The organism is Pseudomonas sp. R1-43-08 (genome assembly GCF_003852255.1).
Classification (GTDB): domain Bacteria; phylum Pseudomonadota; class Gammaproteobacteria; order Pseudomonadales; family Pseudomonadaceae; genus Aquipseudomonas.
Genome location: NZ_CP027734.1, coordinates 1,183,767 through 1,202,969, shown reverse-complemented (window position 1 = coordinate 1,202,969; position 19,203 = coordinate 1,183,767). Strand labels below are relative to the sequence as shown.

The following is a 19,203-nucleotide window of genomic DNA, read 5'->3' as shown; positions in this document are numbered from 1 at the left end:
GCATCACACCTCGGAATCCCAGATCACCGTGACCATGCCCGAATAGGTACTGCCCGGCTGCTTGAGCATGTCGGCCACGTCATCCCTGGTCACCTCAAAGTGCAGGGTGCCTGGCCGATCATTGACGTAATAGCGCGGATGGAACAGCTCGGTACCGATGCCGTCGAGGCGCAAGGGGCGACGGCTGACCGCCTGATCGTCCTGACCGGCCAAGCCATAGGGCAGGCTGACGGCAACCTGCACGGGTACCTCATCGCCATTGTTATTGCGCAAACCACAGGTATTGCCTGCAATAACGGAGCATTCAAGTTGCATCTTGAAACGCGAACTGGCGGCGATCACAAAGGTTTGATCGCGAAACAACCGCGACGGCGTACGTCCATGATTGAGCCAGTTTTGCCACCCCCCTGAGGGACCAACTCGATGCGGTTACCCCCCGCAGGGATATCGACCTTGAGGGCATGTACCACACTCAGGACAAAATTGAGCGTCACCGTGTCGATATTGGGGCTCAGTTCATCCCCCATATCAAAGTCCATGCCCCTGCCAATGGCGTAAGTCAACGCGCCACGGTACTCACCGGCCTGCATGGTCAACGGGTTGGGGGTACGCAGTTCATACGCATAGTCGAGCCCGCTCCAGCGGAAGTAAGGAATCGTCACCGACGGCGTCCTTGCACATGCCCCGGCGCCCTCGGGCGTCAGCCAGAAAAACTGGGCATAGGCGGCACCCGCCGCGAGAAAGTTGGTACTCGCGCAGGGAGCCGGGGCGGAATGCCACGCCGACTGCCAGGGCACCCCTGGGCGCGCCCAAGCACTCACCCCCGGCGGACGAGACATATTCCAGCTGCCACCGACACCGGCAATCCGCATCTGCACGATTTCTGTGTCGCCGGACCCGTGGACCACCTCCACATCCCGCCAACTGGAAGGCACTGTGAGCATGAAGCCTTGTCTCGGGTCTTCATGGTTCGCTTCAATCCCCCTTCCCGTAACGAACGCAAGCTGTGGAAGCCTGAGGCTGAAAATACCCAGTTGCTTGCAACGGGCGGCCATCCACAGAGCGCAGACGCCCGCCTGGGGCGTTTTATTCTCAAACTGGTTGACCATCGGGTTGGATGGATCGGGAACGAACGTCGCCCGGATCTCCTGATCCGCAGCCTGTGCAGGCCACGAAAATACGCTGGCTGCCAGCATCAGCGCGACGGATAGTTTTTTGCGTATGGGCATGACGTTACCTACTTTGTTATTCACCTGACCGAGGCCGACACGTACAGGTACTGGGCCGCGACGATTCAGCCCTTTACTTCCACAATCCTGTCAGTCCCGCCTTCCACCACATGAAAGCGATACACGCGCCCGGCCTGTTTCTCGAAACTGAACACCCGCCCCGGGAAGATGTGGTTTTTGGTAGTGGGTGCACAATCGGTTCGATTGCTGGCCGAACAGTCCTTGAACTCATCCACCACCACTACCGTGTTGCCGGCGTTGCGCAAGGTGTAGTTGCGGCCACCGTTTTCGATCCGAGTGTCATAACGGCTGTCCTTGGGCCGCACGAAAAATACCGTGCCGTAGCCGGCCATCACCCGCACGCCGCCCGCGATCTTGTCCTCATAAGCCTTGCGCTCCTCTTCCGTGGCCAGAAACTCGTCGTCTTTCTCCGGCGCTACGGGCAGGTAGCGCACCCGGAAGTAACGCTCGCGGTCACGTTTGCCCATAAACACAAAACGCGTGTTCTGCATGCCGGTGGCCGGCACGATCAGGCGCGCCGGGCTGGCGATCAGAGCGTCCGACTGGTTCTTGATCGGGACTTCGTCATACGTGCCGTCAGGCTTGTAGAGCATCTCGGTCACGCTGATCTTGACGAAGGCGGTACTGGTGCCGCCATTGAATATGCGCTTGAGGTAGTTGTTTTTATCGCCACTCAAGTAGTCGTAAAAATCCCCGACATGAATGGCCGGCCCGGCCTGGACATTGACGGACCACAGGCAGCACACCAATACAGCAGATAGATATTTCATAAGCACCTCGCCAAATCGCTCGACATCACGGCCTCACCGCATCAAACAGCAGATGTACGCTGCCAAAGTATTCACCCGGCGTATAACCGCCCTCAGGCTCTACCGCGGCAATCTCCAACAACACCCGTTTACCGGCACGGGCTTCGGCTTCCGGCACCACCAGGGTTTCGTCCAGGCTCAACACCTGCCCGTTGAAGGTGACGTTCAACGCAATCGAACGAGGACCGTTGGACAGGACGGGCGCCTGGTTCAGGCGCGCCGCAATGCCGCCGCCGCTGTTCTTCACATCGAAGTGTTCACGTAGCGGTTTAAGGGTGCCCGGCACCAGTTGCCAGGCCATTTCCTGCTCACGCTCCAGAAATCCAGGGTTGATCGGCAGTACATAAAAGTCGCGGGTGGGAATGGTCACCGACACGTCGAAGACCTGCACTTCGCGAATGGCCAAGGCCTGGGCACTGAGCACCACCCCGGTCACCAACAACAACATCCCCAGGACGACCTTGCGGAATTTGCCCCCATGGGCTCTCTCAATGACCATCAGCCTTTGACCTCATGTGTGTTTTTCTCGCCGCCCTCGATCAAGGTAAAGCGGTAGGTACGACCGGCCTGCTTGGTAAAGCTGAAATCGCGACCGGGCAGGATGTGGCTCTTGGTAGTGGGTTGGCAGTCCTGGGGTTCAGCGGTGGAGCAGTCCTTGAACTCATCGACCACCACCACGCTGTTGCCCGCGTTGCGCAACCCGTACTCGCCCTCACGCTCTTCGGTGCGCGTGTCAAACCGGGTGGTTTTGGGGCGCACGAAAAACACCGTGCCGAATCCCGCCAACACCGTGACGCCTGCCGACAGGCTGTTTTTGTAGGCCTCGCGATCGTCGCTGGAGACGCCAAACTCATCGTCTTTTTCGGGCATTACCGGCACGAAGCGCAGGCGAAAATAGCGTTCGCTTTCGCGCTCGCCCAGGTACAGCAAACGGGTGCTCTGCATGCCATTGGCCGGTACGATCATGCGCGCCGGGGTGGCCATCAGACCGTCGCGGGCGGTGTTGTCGGCGTTGCTCTTAAGCTCCACTTCCTCAGACGTACCGTCAGCGTTGTAGACAATTTCCATCACCGCGACCTTGATAAACGCCGTGCTGTCGCCGCCATTGAAGACACGCTTGAGGTAGGTGGATTTATCGCCGTCGAGGTAGTCGTAGAACACCCCGACATTGATATTCGGCGCGGCCTGTGACAGCGGCAGCCAGCAGAGCGCGCACAGCGCGAATAGATGTTTCATGGACATATACCTCAAAGCTCCGAATCCCAAACGACCGTCACCTGCCCCGAATAGGTGGTGCCTCCCCGCGCCACCATCGTGTCGGCATGTTCTTTCTTGACCTCGAAGTGCAGCGTTCCGGGTCGACGGTTGACGTAAAAGCCTGGCTGGAACAGCTCGGTGCCGGCACCGCTCAACAGCAACGGCTGGCGAATGACGCCGGCGCCATCGCCACGGCTCAGGCCGTGGGGCAGGCTCACGCTGATATCAACGGGCACCTCGTGGTCATCGCCATTTTTCAGCGCGCAGGTGTCGCCGATCACGCGTTCACAGGCCAGCTGCATCTTGAAACGCGAAGACGCGGAGATGTTGAAGGCCTGGTCGCGGAACAATCGTGAAGGTTTTCGGCCCTGGTTCAGCCAGGCTTGCCAGCCGCCTTGCGGGACCAGTTCGATGCGGTTGCCGCCTGGGGGTACTTCAACCTTAAGGTCGTGTTGCACATTCAGCGTGAAGTTGAAGGTGATGGTGTTATGGGAGGGGACCATTACGTCGCCAAAGTCGTAATCGCCACCAGGGCCCATGCTGTAGGTTATCCCCCCAATGTACTCACCGCTGGACATTCCCAATGGGTTGGGGGTTCTGATTTCGTATGCGTACTCCATCGTGGAGAAGCGCAGTGAGGGCAGGTCCACCGAGGGTTGGCGACTGCAGGTACCTGCACCTTCGGGGGTCAGCCAAAAATACGAAGCCGCGATAGTGCTTGCTACAAGATGTCCAGTGCGTCGGCAAGGGCTGGGGGCATTTATCCATTGGCTCTGCCAGCTGGCTCCCGGTTGCGCCCAGGCCGACACACCCGGCGGCCGAGGAACTACCCACGTCATCCCGATACCGGCGATACGGATCTGCACCGTCTCGGTTTCTCCGGTCGCGCCGTGCGTGACTGACAAGTCACGCCAATCGGACGGCACCTTGACCATAAACCCCTGCCGCTCATCGTCGTGATTGGCCACGATGGGGGCATTGGAGAACGCCGCAAAGGCTTGGGCCCTGAGACTGAAAATATTCAACTGCTTGCATTGGGCAGGAATGTGGGCTGCACAGATAGAACTTTGGGGCGTGGTGTTCTCGAACTTGTTGACCATCGGATTGCCAGGGTCCGGACGGAACACTGCCGTGATATTTTGAGTAATACCGAGCGCCGACGCACTGAATACACTGCTCCACAACCCTGCCAACAACACCCTCAATACATTTTTTTCAAGCAGACTTTTCAGACATACGGATTTCATTGGATAAACACCTCCTGGTTCCGGTAATGGCATATCTAGAGTTCTGAATCCCAAACGACCGTCACCTGCCCCGAATAGGTGGTGCCTCCCTGCGCCACCATCGTGTCGGCATGTTCTTTCTTGACCTCAAAATGCAGCGTTCCCGGGCGGTGATTGACGTAGAACCCTGGCTGGAACTCCTCGGTACCAGCACCGCTCAAGAGCAAAGGTTGACGATCAACGCCGGAGCCATCGGGACGAGTCAGGCCGTGGGGAAGGCTTACGCTGATATCCAGGGGGACCTCGTGGCCGTCACCGCTTTTCAAGGCGCAGGTGTCGCCGATTACACGCTCGCACTCCAACTGCATCTTGAAACGCGACGACACGTAGATGTTGAAAGTCTGATCGCGGAACAACCGCGCGGGTTTGCGGCCCTGGTTCAACCAGGCTTGCCAGCCGCCCTGAGGGACCAACTCAATACGATTACCGCCCGCAGGAAGTTCGACCTTAAGGGCGTGCTCCACGTCCAGAACGAAGTTGAGCGTTAACAGGTTGTCGTCGGGCAACATGACGTCACCCATGTCGAAGTCCTGGCCAGGGCCGATCAGAAAATTATGAGTCCCCTCATAAGTGCCCGATAACATACCCAGAGGGTTCGGTGTGACCAGTTCATAGGAAATACTCAAGTTCGAGTATTTGAAGTCAGGGAGGATGTGCGTAGGGCGCTTGAAGCAAACACCGGCGCCTGGAGGTACCCGCCAGAAAAACCCGTAATAGTAAGCGTTGCCATACCCTACGCCGCCATATTGACATGGGGATGGAGCATTGACCCAATTGCCCCCCTCCCATGTACCCTCATGCAGTGGCTGCGTCTGCTCATGGGCTCCGCCTATACCGCTGACCCGCAACAGAACCTGCTCTGTATGCCCCTTTTCCCGGTGTCGGACAGTCACTGCCGTTAACGAAGAAGGGACCTGGAACATCGGCCCGTTACGTATCTGGTCCAAAGGCTGAATCGGAACGACGGCGTTGAAGTTGATCGGAAAATTGATGCTGAACACCCCATTTTGACAATACGTCGGGTGATCACGGCAATACCCTCCAGGCGGCGTGGTGTTCTCAAACTGGTTCACCATCGGGTTGCCGGGATCCGGACGGAACACTGCCGTGATCTCTTCAGTAACGCCTGGCGCCGACGAGCTGAACAACAGGGCCGCTGCCACGGCCACAACCTGACTAAACAGTGCGCTCATGGTTTTCATGCTGAGGGATGGTCTCGTCATGACATTCAACCGGCGGTCTGAGCGTTAAGGGTGGAATCGGCCAAGGTGTCCGGCGTGCAGCGCAGATCACCAATCATCAGCACATTGTTTTCGCTGGGCGCTTTGGACGGATCAAGACGGAACTGGCACAGCAACTGATTGTTGTGGCGCACTTCCAGGGTCGGCGAGCTGGCGTTCATCTCCAGGGAGAAGAAACCATCCACTTCACTCACCCCACGGGTGGCGTGGTTGATGACGTGATGGCCCTTGAGCGGTTTACCCTGCGGGTCGACCAGGCGCCCGAGGACGGTCACGGTTTGCATCACGTTGACCTTGAGGTATTCCACCCCGCCCTTGTTCAGGTGGTAACTGACACGGTGCGGCTGGATCGAGGCCGAAGGCGCGTGGTTGCCCTCAAAGTCAAACGTCACCGCGCCACCCTTGTAGGCCGTGATCGGGATAAAATTGCGCCCAATCCGCAACGCGGTACTGCCGCCACTGAAGTCATCGGCGCGCAGGGCGATGTCGTCGATATCGGTCTCGACGTCGACAATCATTCCCGCGCCGGTACCGGAATACTGGCTGGTGAGGACCATCTTCTGGCGGCCGAGGGCGAGGGTGCTCTCCAGGTTCAAGCCACCGCTCAGCTCATTGCTGAACGACGATTGCTGCACAAACGCATCGCCCTGCAGGGCGTCGGTTTCAAAGCTGGCCATGCCCGACATGCCGATGCCGTAGGTGTCGGTAATTGCCGTGGCCGAGACGCTTTGCAGCAGGTGGTCTTGCAGGTCTTTGCGATAGGTCACAGAAGCGTTGTTATCACGCGAGCCGTCCCGGGCGGTGCGCGTCCCGAGGCTGGCGGACCACTGTTCACCCGGGCCGCCGAGCGCCAGGCTGACACTCAGATCGACGCCGCGATTACGCTTGTCGCCAGTGCTGGCACTGCCCGGCCGGTCATACAAGGACAAGCGCCAGTTGGCGTCGCTGCCAAACAGATGGGTGCGCTCGCTCCAGCCCAGGTCCAGGCCAACACCTTCTACGTTACCTTCGGTGTGGGACAGTCTGGCACTCACCGAACGCAAGTTACTGAGCCGGTGATTCAGGGAAATCGATGAGTTACTGGTCTGGCCGACAAACACATTCACCTGGCGAATGCGCGTGCCATCGGGCAGGTATTCGTAGGTGTTGCGGGTGTCCAGCCAACTGCGGGTATGGTTAAACACCACCGTACCGGCGCCATAGTTATAGAGCCCGTTGAGGTCGACACCGGTGCCGTAGTTGTCGGTCTGGTAGACGTTGGCGTACACGCTGGCGGAGCTGGCCAGCGTCCAGTCAATGGAGGTGCCGTATTGCATGCGGTCTTTAACCTGGCGCCCCGAAACGCCCAACACCACGCGCGGGTGGGCCAGGTAGTTGAGGGAGACGCCAGCGGTCGTGTCGCCACTGGACTGTTCATCCCAGTTGCTGAGCAACTTGCTTTCCTGGCCGGCAAATACGTTATAGCGCCAGCGGTCATCGTTGTTGCGCCAGTTGTTGGGCTTGTAGACCAATTCCTGGGTGGTGTTAGTGACCTGGCCGTCTTCTATCAGGCGCACTTCGACCTCATAGATCCCGCCGGGCAACGGACGTGTGTCCAGGTTCTGCAGGCCACTGGTGACGGGCTGGGTGTTGATCAACAGGCCATTGCGATAAATCTCCACCGAACCCTGGCGGTTGGCGGTAATGGCAATCGGATAGATGCTGGCCTTGGGGTTGTTGATCATCAAGGTGTCGGAGCTGCCGTACATCACGCCGATGGCGGTGTCGGGGCTGGCGCCGAAGGTGCGCAGTTGCCGGGTGAGACCTTCGGCATTGGGCGTGAAATAGCCCAGGCGCAGGAACTGGCCTTCCAGTTCGCGCTGGGTGTAGAGCGAGTACACCGCATGGTTGAGGGCGTCGTTATCGGGGCCGCCGAGGCGCGAAAACTGCGCGTTCAACACCTGGCTCCAATTGCCCAGGCTGCTGCTGGCGTCAATCCCAAAACGCCCGCCCGTGTCCTGGCCCTGGCCGCCGTTAAGGTTCAGTTGGTTACGCACAATCAGGCCTGCGCTGCCCTCGTGGGGAAGCTCGTGGTAACGCCGGCTTTCGGTGTCGCGCTCGGCGTTCTCGGTCAGCAGTGAGACCAGAGATTTTTCCAGGTTGTAGTGCACGGCCAGCAACTGGTCGGGGCAGTTACTCTCGCAGGCGCCCAGTGGCACTTGCTGCTTGAGGTATTCGGCCCAGCGCTCACGTTCATCGTCCTTGACCGGGCTTCCTTCATGGTCGTTAAACGAAAGCAGGGTCAGGGTGTCTTCACGAGACAAGACAATCATTGCCTCCCCTACGAACTCTTGGTCACGCTCAACTCGAACGGCCAGGGGCACATCGAAAAAGTGCTCTTCAAAGTCCGCCGGCAAACCCTTGGCCTGAGCCAGCAAACTGCGCGGTGTTGTGCCATCGGCCACTGGAGCAGCTAACGCACCCGCACAAAACAACAGGGCAAGCGCTGCCGCGATGGGAGTCATCGGGAACATGAACGGAATACTCTGAATACGGATTTTCAACACAATAAAGGCCGATCAACCGACAGGGACACTGCCTGTTGATCGGTAATCGCTACCCAATAAAACGACGCTTACGGGTCAACTTATTGCGCTCACAGGGTGACGCGAGGCTCGTGGTCGAAGACCACGGTGAAGTTGGTGGTGAACAGACCCGCATCCGTGTCGGCAGGTTTGGCTGGAACAATAACCAGGTCAGCCTGGGTACCTGGAGTGGAGCTGGCATCATCGACAACTTCCAGCGGCGAGCCGGTCAGGGTGACGCCGTTGAAGGAAGTGGCCAGGGCAATGGACGCAGTGCCGTTGCTCAGGGAAGCTGGACCGCCTTCGATGTAAGCCTTGATCGAACCGTCGGTATTTTTCACCGCGTAGGTTTCGCGCAGGCTGCTCAGGTTACCGGTCACGGTGTTGTAGGTCATGGTCTCATCGCGACCGAAGTCCGGGTTGAGCGGTTGTGCATGGAACTGTTTGGTAGGAATGGTTGCCTTGATGTTGATGACGCTGGTGGCTTCACCGGCGGCAAAGACGCTGGAAGAACCGAAGGCCAACATAACCAGTGGCAGTACGAAAGCAGTTTTCTTGAGCATTATTAGGTACCTGTATATCGCTTTAATTGAGTTGAAAGCCCGATCAGCTTGCAACTTTCTCACGCATTTAAAGAGCACAGCTTTGCAAGATCCGACTGTGTCTTAGGACGCAGGCATATCTTCCACCGAATTAAAAACAAAGTAAGCCAGAGCCTTCTCTATAGCATGTAGCCATAGGCCATATAACCAGTGAGACAAAAACAAAAAAGCTAAATAATGCCATCAGCACCTGTAATACATGTCCTACAAAGACACTATAAACTCATGATTTACGCGCGCTAAAAACCCGGACTGTCAGAAACGTATTACATGGCGATATAACGAGGCTTAATTAAACATCCAATTAGAGTATTAACTCAATCTTTTAATCCTGGCTTAGTTTTTTAATAACTCGGTATGTTCGTCATAACCCGTCCGCCATCGCCTTTGGCGGCCGCCGAACCGCTCATCGGAGAAGGCCTTTACGCAGGATAAGATATATCTTAAGTTGTATCTTGATTTTTCAGAGAGCACGACAAATGAAAGACCCTCATTCCCACCGCGCAACCGGTAGCGGCCGCGACATCTTTGACAAACGCTCCAGCCGCGAACGGGCCGAGCGTGGCCCGCGCGTCTTTGCGCCGGGTGATCTGAAATTGCTGCTACCGGCGCTGATCGCCGAAATGCCCTGCCACGGCTACGACCTGATCCGCCGGATCGAAACCCTGTTCGACGGCGCCTACAGCCCCAGCCCCGGAGTGATCTACCCCACGCTGACCTTTCTCGAAGAAAGCGAATTGATCACGGGCGACGCCGAGGGCGGAAAAAAACGCTACACAATCACCGATGCCGGCCGTCTCTTATTGAGCGAACAGGCGGTTGCCCTCGAAGGCATTCGCATGCGCATGGATGTAAGCAAACGCTCGCTGCGCGGCCACGACCGGCCACCGGAAATCCACGAGGCGGTGCACAACCTGCGCCATGCTTTGCATTCGCATCACGGGCGCTGGAGCCCGGAAGAAATCGCGCGGGTTGCGACGTTGCTCAACCGCACCGCACAAGCCATTGCCGACGGGAAAGACCAATGAACACACAAGCCATTCACCGCGTGACCCACGACGTCAAACGCCGCCGCCTGCAGGTGCTGCGGGTGGTGGACATCACCCCGCGCATGCGCCGCATTACCTTGGGCGGCCCGGAACTGGCGGGCTTTGTCAGCCTGGGCAGCGATGATCACATCAAGCTGCTGTTCCCACAGAACCCCGCCGAACAAGCGGCCCTGGAAAGCCCTACGTTCACCATCAAGGGCGACGGCCCGCAACCAGCGATGCGCGATTACACGCCACGGCGTTACGACCTGAGCATTGGCGAACTGGTTATCGACTTCGTGCTGCACGGCGATGGCCCTGCGTCTACCTGGGCCGAGCAGGCGCAAGTCGGCCAGCACCTGTATATCGGCGGGCCACGGAGTTCGATGATCGTGCCGGATATCTTCGACAGCTACCTGCTGATCGGCGATGAAACCGCCCTACCCGCCATCGGCCGGCGCCTGGAAGAATTGCCCGCCGGGCGCAAAGTGCTGGCGGTGATCGAAATCGCCGATGCCGCAGAGCAGCAAGTGCTGGAGAGCGCGGCGGATGTCGAGATTATCTGGGTGGTGCGCGGCGAGGCCGACCTGCTTGAGGTCGTGCGCAACCTCACGCTGCCCGGCGGAAAGTTGTACAGCTTTGTCGCGACCGAAACCAAGCTGTCACGCCAGGTGCGGCGGGTGTTGCTGGATATGCACAAGGTCAATGAGGAGTACCTCAAGGCTGCGGGTTACTGGCGGGCAGAAGGCAGTGAAGAAGATTAAACCTGAACTCGGTCAAAACTGTGGGAGGGGGCTTGCTCCCGATGGCGGTGGGTCAGTTAACACAACTCTATCTGACACACCGCCATCGGGAGCAAGCCCCCTCCCACATTGACTGTGCCCACTTTAAGTCGAGGGTGATTTGAGGCGGTTATCCAAGACCACCACTGCCAGCGCAATCAGCAAGAACCCCAGCAAAATCCCCCCAGCATTCACGAACACCTGCGGATAACCCAGGCTGTCCACATCCATGAACGGGTACTGATATTGCCCAAGCAAATGCCCGCGCAACAGCACATAAGCGAAGTACACCAGGGGGTAAACCACCCACCCGGCAATGTGCTTGAGCCGCAAGGTGCCCTTGGGCACGCACCGCCACCAATAGATCAGAAACAGCACCGGCATCACGTCGTGCAGCAATTCATCGGCAATGAATTGAAAGCCCTCGGGGCTCCATAAGTGCCGCAGCAACAGGTTGTAGGCCAGGCTTACCACGACAATGCTCGCGGCAATACCACTGCTGATACCCGGCGCGAGGAAAAACCGCTTGCCGGCTGATTCGCGCTTGACCAGCCAATAGCTCAGCACCACGACGACCAAGGTATTGGTCAGTACCGTGAAAAAACTGAAGAAACTGATCAATCCGCCCAGCAAGCTGGCGCCGCTGGACCAGCGCGAATACAGAATCAGGTATTGCTGAATCGCCAGCCCCACCCAACCGGCCAACGCGGCCGCCGTCACAAAACGCTTCACGGGCTCAGTCCAGCGGGCGTTTGGTGCGCATCAGCTTGACGTACAAGCCTTTGACTTTTTCCCGCGCCCATGGGGTTTTGCGCAGGAAGGTCAGGCTCGACTTGATGCTGGGATCGCTCTTGAAGCAGCGGATATCAATGCGTTCGGCCAGGCCTGCCCATTCGTAGTGTTCCACCAGGGTGGTGAGGACGTGTTGCAGGGTCACGCCGTGGAGTGGGTCGTTGCTTGTCGCGGTCATGCCGGGCCTTTTGCGAGAGAGGAAACACAGCCGCGCACCTTAGCGGACGGGGCGTACCGGTGGAAGCACTGCATTGAATATAGCCCGTTGGTAAAAGTTCCCCTTTTCAGCGAAAAAAGAGATGTTATATTGTAACGATACTTATCAAAGATCCTGCCAAGGAATGTCCGATGTCGCTCTCCTGTCTCTGGCGCCTGTCGCCCCTCGCCGCCGCGCTGCTGATCTGCTCCGAAGCCCACGCCCTGGAACTGCCATCGCAAATCATCACCGGCAATCCCCTGGGCAGCGCGCAACTCGCCTCGCCCACCACCCTGCTGGAGGGCGACGAGCTGACCCTGCAACAAAAAGGCAGCCTGGGCGAAACCCTGAACAAGCAGCCGGGCGTGTCGTCTTCGTACTTTGGCCCCGGTGCCAGCCGGCCGATCATTCGTGGCCAGGACGGTGACCGTATTCGCCTGCTGCGCAACGGCGTGGGCGCGCTGGATGCGTCGTCACTGTCCTATGACCACGCCGTGCCGCTGGACCCGATCAACGTCGAGCGCATCGAAATCGTGCGCGGCCCGGCAGCCCTGTTGTACGGCGGCAGCGCCATCGGCGGGGTGGTCAACACCTTCGACAACCGCATCCCCACCGCAGCCATCGAGGGCATCCACGGTGCCGGTGAACTGCGCTACGGCGGTGCCGACACCACGCGCAGCAGCGCGGGCAAGCTGGAGGCCGGCGACGGCAGCTTCGCCTTGCACCTGGATGCCAACGCGCGGGAATTCAACGACCTGCACATTCCGGGTGATGCGCGCAGCCGCCACGCGCCCGAAACCGACGCTGGCCCCGGCAAAAACGGTCGCCTGGGCAACAGCGACGGGCGCCAGGATGGCGGCGCGGTGGGCGGGTCCTACACCTGGGATGACGGCTACGCGGGCCTGTCCTACAGCAACTACGACAGCAACTACGGCTCGCCCGCCGAGCAGGACGTGCGCATCCGCATGCAACAGGAGCACTACGCGTTCGCCTCCGAAATCCGCAACCTGCAAGGCCCGTTTACCTCGGTGAAAATCGACGCAGGCTACACCGACTACCAGCACCGCGAGATCGAAGGGGGCGAGACCGGCACCACCTTCAAGAACAAAGGCTATGAAGCCCGCGTGGAAGCCCGCCACCAGCCCATCGGGCCATTCGACGGCGTGGTCGGCGCGCAAGTGACCCGCAACGAATTTTCGGCCCTGGGCGAAGAAGCCTTCGTGCCCCAGACCGATACCAACGCCGGCGCACTGTTCATTCTTGAGCAGATGCACGCCACCGAGCGCCTCACCCTCAGCCTCGGCGGGCGCCTGGAACATACCAGCGTCGACCCGGATGCCAAGGGCAACGCGCGCTTCGCCAATGCCGACAAGGCCAATGCCTTCACCGCAGGCAGCCTGTCGTCCGGCGCGGTCTACACCCTGACGCCGATCTGGTCGTTGGCCGCCACCCTGGGCTACACCGAGCGCGCCCCGACGTTCTACGAGCTGTACGCCAATGGTGCTCACGTCGCCACCGGCACTTATGAATTGGGCGACGCCAACCTGTCGAAGGAAAAAGCCGTGTCCAGCGACCTGGCCCTGCGCTTTGACAATGGCACCCACAAGGGCAGCTTTGGCGTGTTCTACAGCCGCTTCTCCAACTACATCGGCCTGCTCGGCACGGGGCGTACATTGAACGACGAAGGTGAAGAGGACGCAGGCGGTATTCCCGAGTACACCTACTCCGGCGTACGTGCACGTTTCGCCGGCTTCGAAGCCCAGGATCACTGGAAACTTGGCGAAAGCGCCTACGGCAAGTTCGCCCTGGAGCTGTCGGGCGACTACACGCGTGCAACCAACCTGGACACCGGCGAAGCCCTGCCGCGCATTGCGCCGCTGCGCTTGAACAGCGGTTTGCTGTGGGAGCTGGATCGCTGGCAGGCGCGTATCGACGTAGAACATGCCGCCGGCCAAGGGCGCGTGCCGAGTAACGAAAGCGGCACCGATGGCTATACCACCCTCGGCGCGAGCGCGGGTTATCACTTCAATGTCGGCAGCAGCCAGTGGCTGGCGTTCGTCAGTGGCGAAAACCTGACCAACCAGACCGTGCGCTACGCCAGCTCGATCCTGCGCGATATTGCGCCGGCGCCGGGGCGCAGCGTGCAAGTCGGCGTCCGCACCACTTTCTAACCCAACCGAACGATCGTTCCCACGCTCCGCGTGGGAACGCAGCCCGTGACGCTCTGCGTCACGTGTGCCCGGTGGTTGGCGCGACGCGGAGCGTCGCAGGAGGCACTCCCACGCAGAGCGTAGGAACGATCAGCCCCCTCCCACAGTTTTCTGCAGCGACTATCTGTCACTGTTACCAAATCTGAAATGATGCATCTTGCGATTCACCCTTTCTCTAAACGCCCCGCCGCATTATCCTTTGCAACAACCTGAAACGCTTCACCCCCCGGTCTGACCCCATTTGCCGAATCTTCCCTTCACGCAAAGACAGCGCTGTCTTAAATCGACCTGCGCCTGGGGGTTTATTGCCCGCCTGTGGATAACCGAGTTATCCACAGAAAAAACCCAAAATAACGCTGAACCAAGCCCGCGCCGAATCGTCATCTACAGTGAGTGAAGCACGGGCTTACATAATTCCAACGTAACGGAGAAACACACTATGAGCACTGATGGTGCCTCAAGCCCAAGCCGCCTGCTGCCCAGGTTGCTAGGCGTCTTGCTGCTGATCATGGGGCTGGCCTTGCTGGCCGGTGGGGTCAAGCTGAGCATGCTCGGCGGCTCGCTGTATTACCTGCTGGCCGGTATCGGCATCGCCTTGACCGGCGTTTTGCTGCTGGCCACCCGCCGCGCTGCGCTGGGCCTGTACGCATTGGTGGTGTTCGCCAGCACGGTGTGGGCGCTATGGGAAGTCGGCTTGGACTGGTGGCAGTTGGTGCCGCGCCTGGCCCTGCTGTTCGCCTTGGGCATCGTCATGTTGTTGCCATGGTTTCGCCGTCCGTTGCTGCGTGGTCAAGCCGCGCCGCTGGGCACCGGCGCGCTGAGCGTGGCCGTGGTGCTGGCGGGTGCTGCCGCCCTGGCCAGCCAATTCACCAACCCCGGTGAAATGGTCAAGACCGGCCAACTGGACCGCGATGCTGTGCCTGGCATGGCCAGCGCTGCGCCTGCCCAGGCCGATGGCGACTGGAACTCCTACGGCCGTTCGGCCTTCGGCGACCGTTACTCGCCGCTGGCCCAGATCACCCCGGAAAACGCACACAAGCTGGTGCCGGCGTGGACCTTCCGTACCGGTGATATTCCGGGCGCAGGCGATCCCGGTGAAACCACTGCGGAAAACACCCCGCTGAAAGTCAACGGCATGCTGTACGTGTGTACCCCGCACAGTCAGGTTATCGCCCTGGACCCGGACACCGGCAAGGAAATCTGGCGTTTCGACCCGAAGATCACCACCCAGGGTGCCGAGAACTTCAAGGGTTGGGCGCACATGACCTGCCGTGGCGTGTCGTATCACGATGACGCCGCCTACGCCTCCGAGCAGAGCCCGACTGGCAGCGCCAGCCCGGCCGCCGCGCCGACCGCCTGCCCGAAACGCATCTTCGTGCCGACTGCCGACACCCGTCTGATCGCCCTGAACGCCGACACCGGCAAGATGTGCGAAGACTTCGGTGACAAAGGCCAGGTCGACCTGCGTGCCAATATCGGCACCTTCGCCCCAGGCGGTTACTACTCCACCTCGCCACCGGCCGTGACCAAAAACCTGGTGGTGATCGGCGGTCACGTGACCGACAACGTCTCCACCGACGAGCCAAGCGGCGTGATCCGTGCGTTCGACGTGCACACCGGCAAGCTGGTGTGGAACTGGGACAGCGGCAACCCGGACGACACCACCCCGTTGGCCGAGGGCAAGACCTACACCCGCAACTCGCCGAACATGTGGTCCATGTTCGCCGTGGATGAAAAACTCGGCATGCTCTACCTGCCGATGGGCAACCAGATGCCCGACCAGTACGGCGGTGACCGTACCGATGACTCCGAAAAATACGCTGCCGGCCTGACCGCCCTGGACATCGACAGCGGCCACGTGAAGTGGACCTTCCAGTTCACCCACCACGACCTGTGGGACATGGACGTGGGCGGCCAGCCTTCGCTGATCGACATCAAGACCGCTGACGGCGTCAAGCAAGCGGTGATGGCATCGACCAAGCAAGGCAGCATCTACGTGCTGGACCGTGCCACCGGCCAACCGGTAGTGCCGATCAATGAAATCCCGGTACCACAGGGCGCCGTTGCCGGCGATCGCACCTCCCCTACCCAGCCCAAGTCCGACCTGAACTTCATGCCACCGCCGTTGAAAGAACGCGATATGTGGGGCGTGACACCGTTCGACCAGATGCTGTGCCGGATCGACTTCAAGTCGATGCGCTACGATGGCCCGTTCACGCCGCCGTCGCTGCAAGGCTCGATCGTCTACCCAGGTAACTTCGGCGTGTTCGACTGGGGCGGCATCTCGGTTGACCCGGTCCGCCAGATCGCTTTCGTGAACCCGAGCTACATGGCGTTCAAATCGAAGCTGATTCCGGCCGCCGACATCGCCAAGCAAGGCCCACGTGTCAGCGAAACCCAAGGCGTACAGCCGAACAAAGGCGCGCCGTACGGCGTGATCCTCGAAGCGCTGCTCTCGCCGCTGGGCCTGCCGTGCCAGGCGCCAGCCTGGGGTTACGTGGCGGCGGTCGACCTGACCACCCACCAAACCATCTGGATGCACAAGAACGGCACCGTGCGTGACAGCTCGCCGGTTCCGATCCCGCTGACCATGGGCGTGCCAAGCCTGGGCGGTACCTTCACCACTGCCGGTGGCGTAGCGTTCCTGAGCGGCACCCTCGACCAGTACCTGCGTGCCTACGACGTGAAAAACGGCAAGCAACTGTGGGAAGGCCGCCTGCCTGCAGGCGCGCAAACCACCCCGATGACCTACACCGGCAAGGACGGCAAGCAGTACGTGCTGGTCATGGCCGGCGGTCACGGCTCCCTGGGCACCAAGCAGGGTGACTATGTGCTGGCGTTCAAACTGCCGGATTAAGTAAACCCGGCGGTAAAACAAAGGCGGCTACCCGATGGGTAGCCGCCTTTTTTGTGCACGCCTGATAAGCCGTCGTGGGTTTTACACGCAACGCGCGCGCATGAAATCGCCCCAACGGCGCACCAGGTAGTTGTGCTCGTCCATCACCGAGTTCCACACCGCAATGTGCCCCATGCGCTGCTCATAGGAGCCGCCGTCGCGCACCTCGCCGATGTCGATCAATGGCAAGCCATCGCTGCCCGACAGCTCTTCACGCGCAGGCTTGCCGGCGTACCAGTAATCCCACTCGGCGCTGCTCAGATGGTCACGGGTACGCGCCGGGTTACCGATGTAGTAACCCTGGCGCGCCATCACCGCCCCCGGCCAGCCGGACAACCACCAATTCAAGTAGGCATAGGCCGCATCCAGCACCTTCCCCTGGGCATGGCGCGACAACGACAAGCCGCCGAACCAGGCGCGATAGCCTTCGCGCGGCACGGCGAGCCGGTATTTCACCCCGGCACGGTGCAGGCGCATCAAGGTCGGCGACCACAGGCTCTGGATGTCGATGCTCGGGCTGAGCATCAATTGCGCGGCTTCTTCGTCGTCCGACCAGAACGCCGCAAAGTGCCCCTCCTTCTGCTTGCGCACCAGGATCTCGGCCAGCACATCGATCTCCTCAATGCTCATGTTGCCGATGTCCCGGAACTGCGCCAGCCCCGCACCCTGTACGGCGAGCGCGGCATCCAGGGCACCGATGGCGGCGTCGCTTTGCAGGGCGGTGCGCGCGCGCCACGCCGGGTCGAGCAGCCAGCCCCAGCTTTCGTTGCCGTGGCAGAACCCTTCGGGCAAACGCTCGGGGCGATAGGCAAAACTGTCGGCGTTGTGGGTCAGCGGCAGCATGCTGATGCGCTCGGTTACGCTGCTGCCGAGGCTGCCGTCGTGCTGCACGAACAGCCGCTCACTCGGCACGCTGCCACTGCCCAGGCGGTCGTTGGGCGACAGTCGACCACGCTTGGGCAGGTCGTTGATCTCATGCCACAGCGCGATGCGCCGCGTGTCGATCGGCTGGATCGCCCGCGCCGGCCACACAAAGTCGACGTTGTGGAACCACTGGTCGTACAGGTCGTAGCTGTCCGGCTGCATCACCGCGATACGCTGGGCTTGTTCCACATCATGCACCTGGTACACCAGGCGAATGCCCAGCTCCTGCTCGGCCCGCACGCGCAGGCATTCGAGCAAGGTCACGGAGGTGCCGAGCACGCGCAGTGTGATCATGCCGCGAACCGCCGCGCGAACACGTCGAAGGAACGGCGCAACAGCGCGGGGTCGAGGCCGCGCAGGATGAACACCAGGCGCGACTGGCGCTCAGTGCCTGGCCAGGCAGGCAAATGCACCGGGGCATGCAGGCAGTGCTGCACACCATGGATGACGATGGGGGCCGAGCTTGCGTTCACGTTGAGCAGTCCTTTGACGCGAAGGATTCGTTCGCCGTGGCATCTTAGCAGCATCGACAACCACACCCCGAACCCGACCCAGTCCAGCGGTTGCTCGAAGCTCAGGCAGCACACCTGCGCCGCGCCATGATTAACCGTGGCGGGTTGATGCAGCTGCCAGCGACTGACCTCGACGGCAGGCTCGGCGCCGCGCACACCCTCGCCGAGCAGCAGTTGATCGCCGCTGTGAATCGCCTGGGTATCGAGGATCAACGTACCGCCGTTGAGCGCGTGCAGATGCTCGCGCAGCGCGGCGCAATCGTCGACCAGGTCGGTCTTGCTCAGCAACAGCCGGTCGGCCGCCGCCACCTGGGCCAGCCACTCCGGGTGCAGGCGTTCCTGCAAGGCGGCATGGCTGGCGTCGACCAGGGTGATCACCAGGCCGATATGAAAACGCCCGCGCAGTTGAACGTCGTTGTTCAGCGTGGCGAGGATCGGCGCGGGGTCGGCCAGGCCGGTGGTTTCCAGGATCACCCGTTTGAAGGCCGGGATTTCCCCGCGTTCACGGCGTTGCAATAGGCCGAGCAGTGCGTCTTTCAACTCGCCGCGAATCGAGCAGCACACACAGCCGCTGGGCAGCAGGACGGTGTCTGGCGCGACTTCCTCCACCAGCAGATGATCAATGCCGACATCGCCGAACTCATTGATCAGCAACGCGGTGTCGCCCAGGCTTTCGCCCTGCAACAGACGCTTGAGCAAGGTGGTTTTGCCGCTGCCGAGGAAACCGGTGATCACATTCAGAGCAATGCTCATATTTACCTCCGCCCCCTGTAGGAGCGAGCTTGCTCGCGAAAAACCCGAGAGCGCCAGGTACATCCAGATGACACGCGTTAGCGTTGACGTTTTTCGCGAGC

Annotated in this window: 17 protein-coding genes; 4 read left to right on the top strand and 13 right to left on the bottom strand. The window is 60.4% G+C overall.

Annotation, left to right across the window (positions count from 1 at the left end; genetic code table 11):
* Positions 1 to 3: 3 nt before the first annotated feature.
* The 9 genes from C4J87_RS26305 to C4J87_RS05295 form a co-directional block, all read right to left on the bottom strand.
* Positions 4 to 315: a hypothetical protein gene (locus tag C4J87_RS26305; RefSeq protein WP_256660144.1), complete on the bottom strand. Its 312-nt coding sequence runs from the start codon at positions 313 to 315 to the stop codon at positions 4 to 6.
* Between the two features lie 23 nt (positions 316 to 338).
* A complete protein-coding gene (locus tag C4J87_RS05330; protein WP_256679973.1) occupies positions 339 to 1,229 on the bottom strand; it encodes a hypothetical protein in 891 nt (296 codons plus the stop codon).
* A gap of 65 nt (positions 1,230 to 1,294) precedes the next feature.
* Complete coding sequence (locus tag C4J87_RS05325; RefSeq protein WP_124365975.1) at positions 1,295 to 2,020, bottom strand: molecular chaperone; 726 nt, start codon at positions 2,018 to 2,020, stop codon at positions 1,295 to 1,297.
* A 25-nt stretch (positions 2,021 to 2,045) separates the two neighbouring features.
* On the bottom strand, positions 2,046 to 2,558 hold the full coding sequence (locus C4J87_RS05320) for a CS1 type fimbrial major subunit (protein WP_124365974.1): 513 nt from the start codon (positions 2,556 to 2,558) through the stop codon (positions 2,046 to 2,048).
* The gene (locus tag C4J87_RS05315; protein WP_124365973.1) at positions 2,558 to 3,295 is read right to left on the bottom strand and encodes a molecular chaperone; all 738 of its coding nucleotides are present in this window, start codon (positions 3,293 to 3,295) and stop codon (positions 2,558 to 2,560) included. The genes C4J87_RS05320 and C4J87_RS05315 overlap by 1 nt, the downstream gene beginning before the upstream one ends.
* A gap of 11 nt (positions 3,296 to 3,306) precedes the next feature.
* On the bottom strand, positions 3,307 to 4,596 hold the full coding sequence (locus tag C4J87_RS05310) for a hypothetical protein (protein ID WP_256679972.1): 1,290 nt from the start codon (positions 4,594 to 4,596) through the stop codon (positions 3,307 to 3,309).
* A gap of 2 nt (positions 4,597 to 4,598) precedes the next feature.
* A complete protein-coding gene (locus C4J87_RS05305) occupies positions 4,599 to 5,795 on the bottom strand; it encodes a hypothetical protein (RefSeq protein ID WP_124365972.1) in 1,197 nt (398 codons plus the stop codon).
* A 35-nt stretch (positions 5,796 to 5,830) separates the two neighbouring features.
* A complete protein-coding gene (locus tag C4J87_RS05300; protein ID WP_124365971.1) occupies positions 5,831 to 8,356 on the bottom strand; it encodes a CS1-pili formation C-terminal domain-containing protein in 2,526 nt (841 codons plus the stop codon).
* Positions 8,357 to 8,478: 122 nt separating this feature from the next.
* Entirely contained in the window at positions 8,479 to 8,970 is a 492-nt protein-coding gene (locus tag C4J87_RS05295; protein ID WP_124365970.1) for a CS1 type fimbrial major subunit, read from the bottom strand.
* 518 nt (positions 8,971 to 9,488) lie between these two features.
* On the opposite strand from C4J87_RS05295, the gene C4J87_RS05290 reads away from it, so the two are divergent.
* Both C4J87_RS05290 and C4J87_RS05285 read left to right on the top strand, forming a co-directional pair.
* Complete coding sequence (locus C4J87_RS05290) at positions 9,489 to 10,037, top strand: PadR family transcriptional regulator (RefSeq protein ID WP_124365969.1); 549 nt, start codon at positions 9,489 to 9,491, stop codon at positions 10,035 to 10,037.
* Positions 10,034 to 10,801, top strand: a complete 768-nt coding sequence (locus C4J87_RS05285) for a siderophore-interacting protein (protein WP_124365968.1) — start codon at positions 10,034 to 10,036, stop codon at positions 10,799 to 10,801. Before C4J87_RS05290 ends, C4J87_RS05285 begins: the two co-directional genes overlap by 4 nt.
* Positions 10,802 to 10,924: 123 nt before the next feature.
* Here the strand turns inward: C4J87_RS05285 and C4J87_RS05280 are convergent, their stop codons facing one another.
* Together C4J87_RS05280 and C4J87_RS05275 are read right to left on the bottom strand one after the other, a co-directional pair.
* Entirely contained in the window at positions 10,925 to 11,551 is a 627-nt protein-coding gene (locus C4J87_RS05280; RefSeq protein WP_124365967.1) for a Pr6Pr family membrane protein, read from the bottom strand.
* A gap of 4 nt (positions 11,552 to 11,555) precedes the next feature.
* Complete coding sequence (locus C4J87_RS05275; RefSeq protein WP_124365966.1) at positions 11,556 to 11,789, bottom strand: VF530 family DNA-binding protein; 234 nt, start codon at positions 11,787 to 11,789, stop codon at positions 11,556 to 11,558.
* A 170-nt stretch (positions 11,790 to 11,959) separates the two neighbouring features.
* Here C4J87_RS05275 and C4J87_RS05270 point away from each other — a divergent pair, with 170 nt between their 5' ends.
* Both C4J87_RS05270 and C4J87_RS05265 read left to right on the top strand, forming a co-directional pair.
* Positions 11,960 to 13,978, top strand: a complete 2,019-nt coding sequence (locus C4J87_RS05270; protein WP_124365965.1) for a TonB-dependent receptor — start codon at positions 11,960 to 11,962, stop codon at positions 13,976 to 13,978.
* 478 nt (positions 13,979 to 14,456) lie between these two features.
* Positions 14,457 to 16,874: a glucose/quinate/shikimate family membrane-bound PQQ-dependent dehydrogenase gene (locus C4J87_RS05265; RefSeq protein ID WP_124365964.1), complete on the top strand. Its 2,418-nt coding sequence runs from the start codon at positions 14,457 to 14,459 to the stop codon at positions 16,872 to 16,874.
* A gap of 81 nt (positions 16,875 to 16,955) precedes the next feature.
* Here C4J87_RS05265 and C4J87_RS05260 read toward each other — a convergent pair whose 3' ends face one another.
* Both C4J87_RS05260 and C4J87_RS05255 read right to left on the bottom strand, forming a co-directional pair.
* Positions 16,956 to 18,131: a PotD/PotF family extracellular solute-binding protein gene (locus tag C4J87_RS05260; RefSeq protein WP_124365963.1), complete on the bottom strand. Its 1,176-nt coding sequence runs from the start codon at positions 18,129 to 18,131 to the stop codon at positions 16,956 to 16,958.
* Entirely contained in the window at positions 18,128 to 19,102 is a 975-nt protein-coding gene (locus C4J87_RS05255) for a GTP-binding protein (RefSeq protein ID WP_124365962.1), read from the bottom strand. Before C4J87_RS05255 ends, C4J87_RS05260 begins: the two co-directional genes overlap by 4 nt.
* Positions 19,103 to 19,203 lie beyond the last annotated feature (101 nt).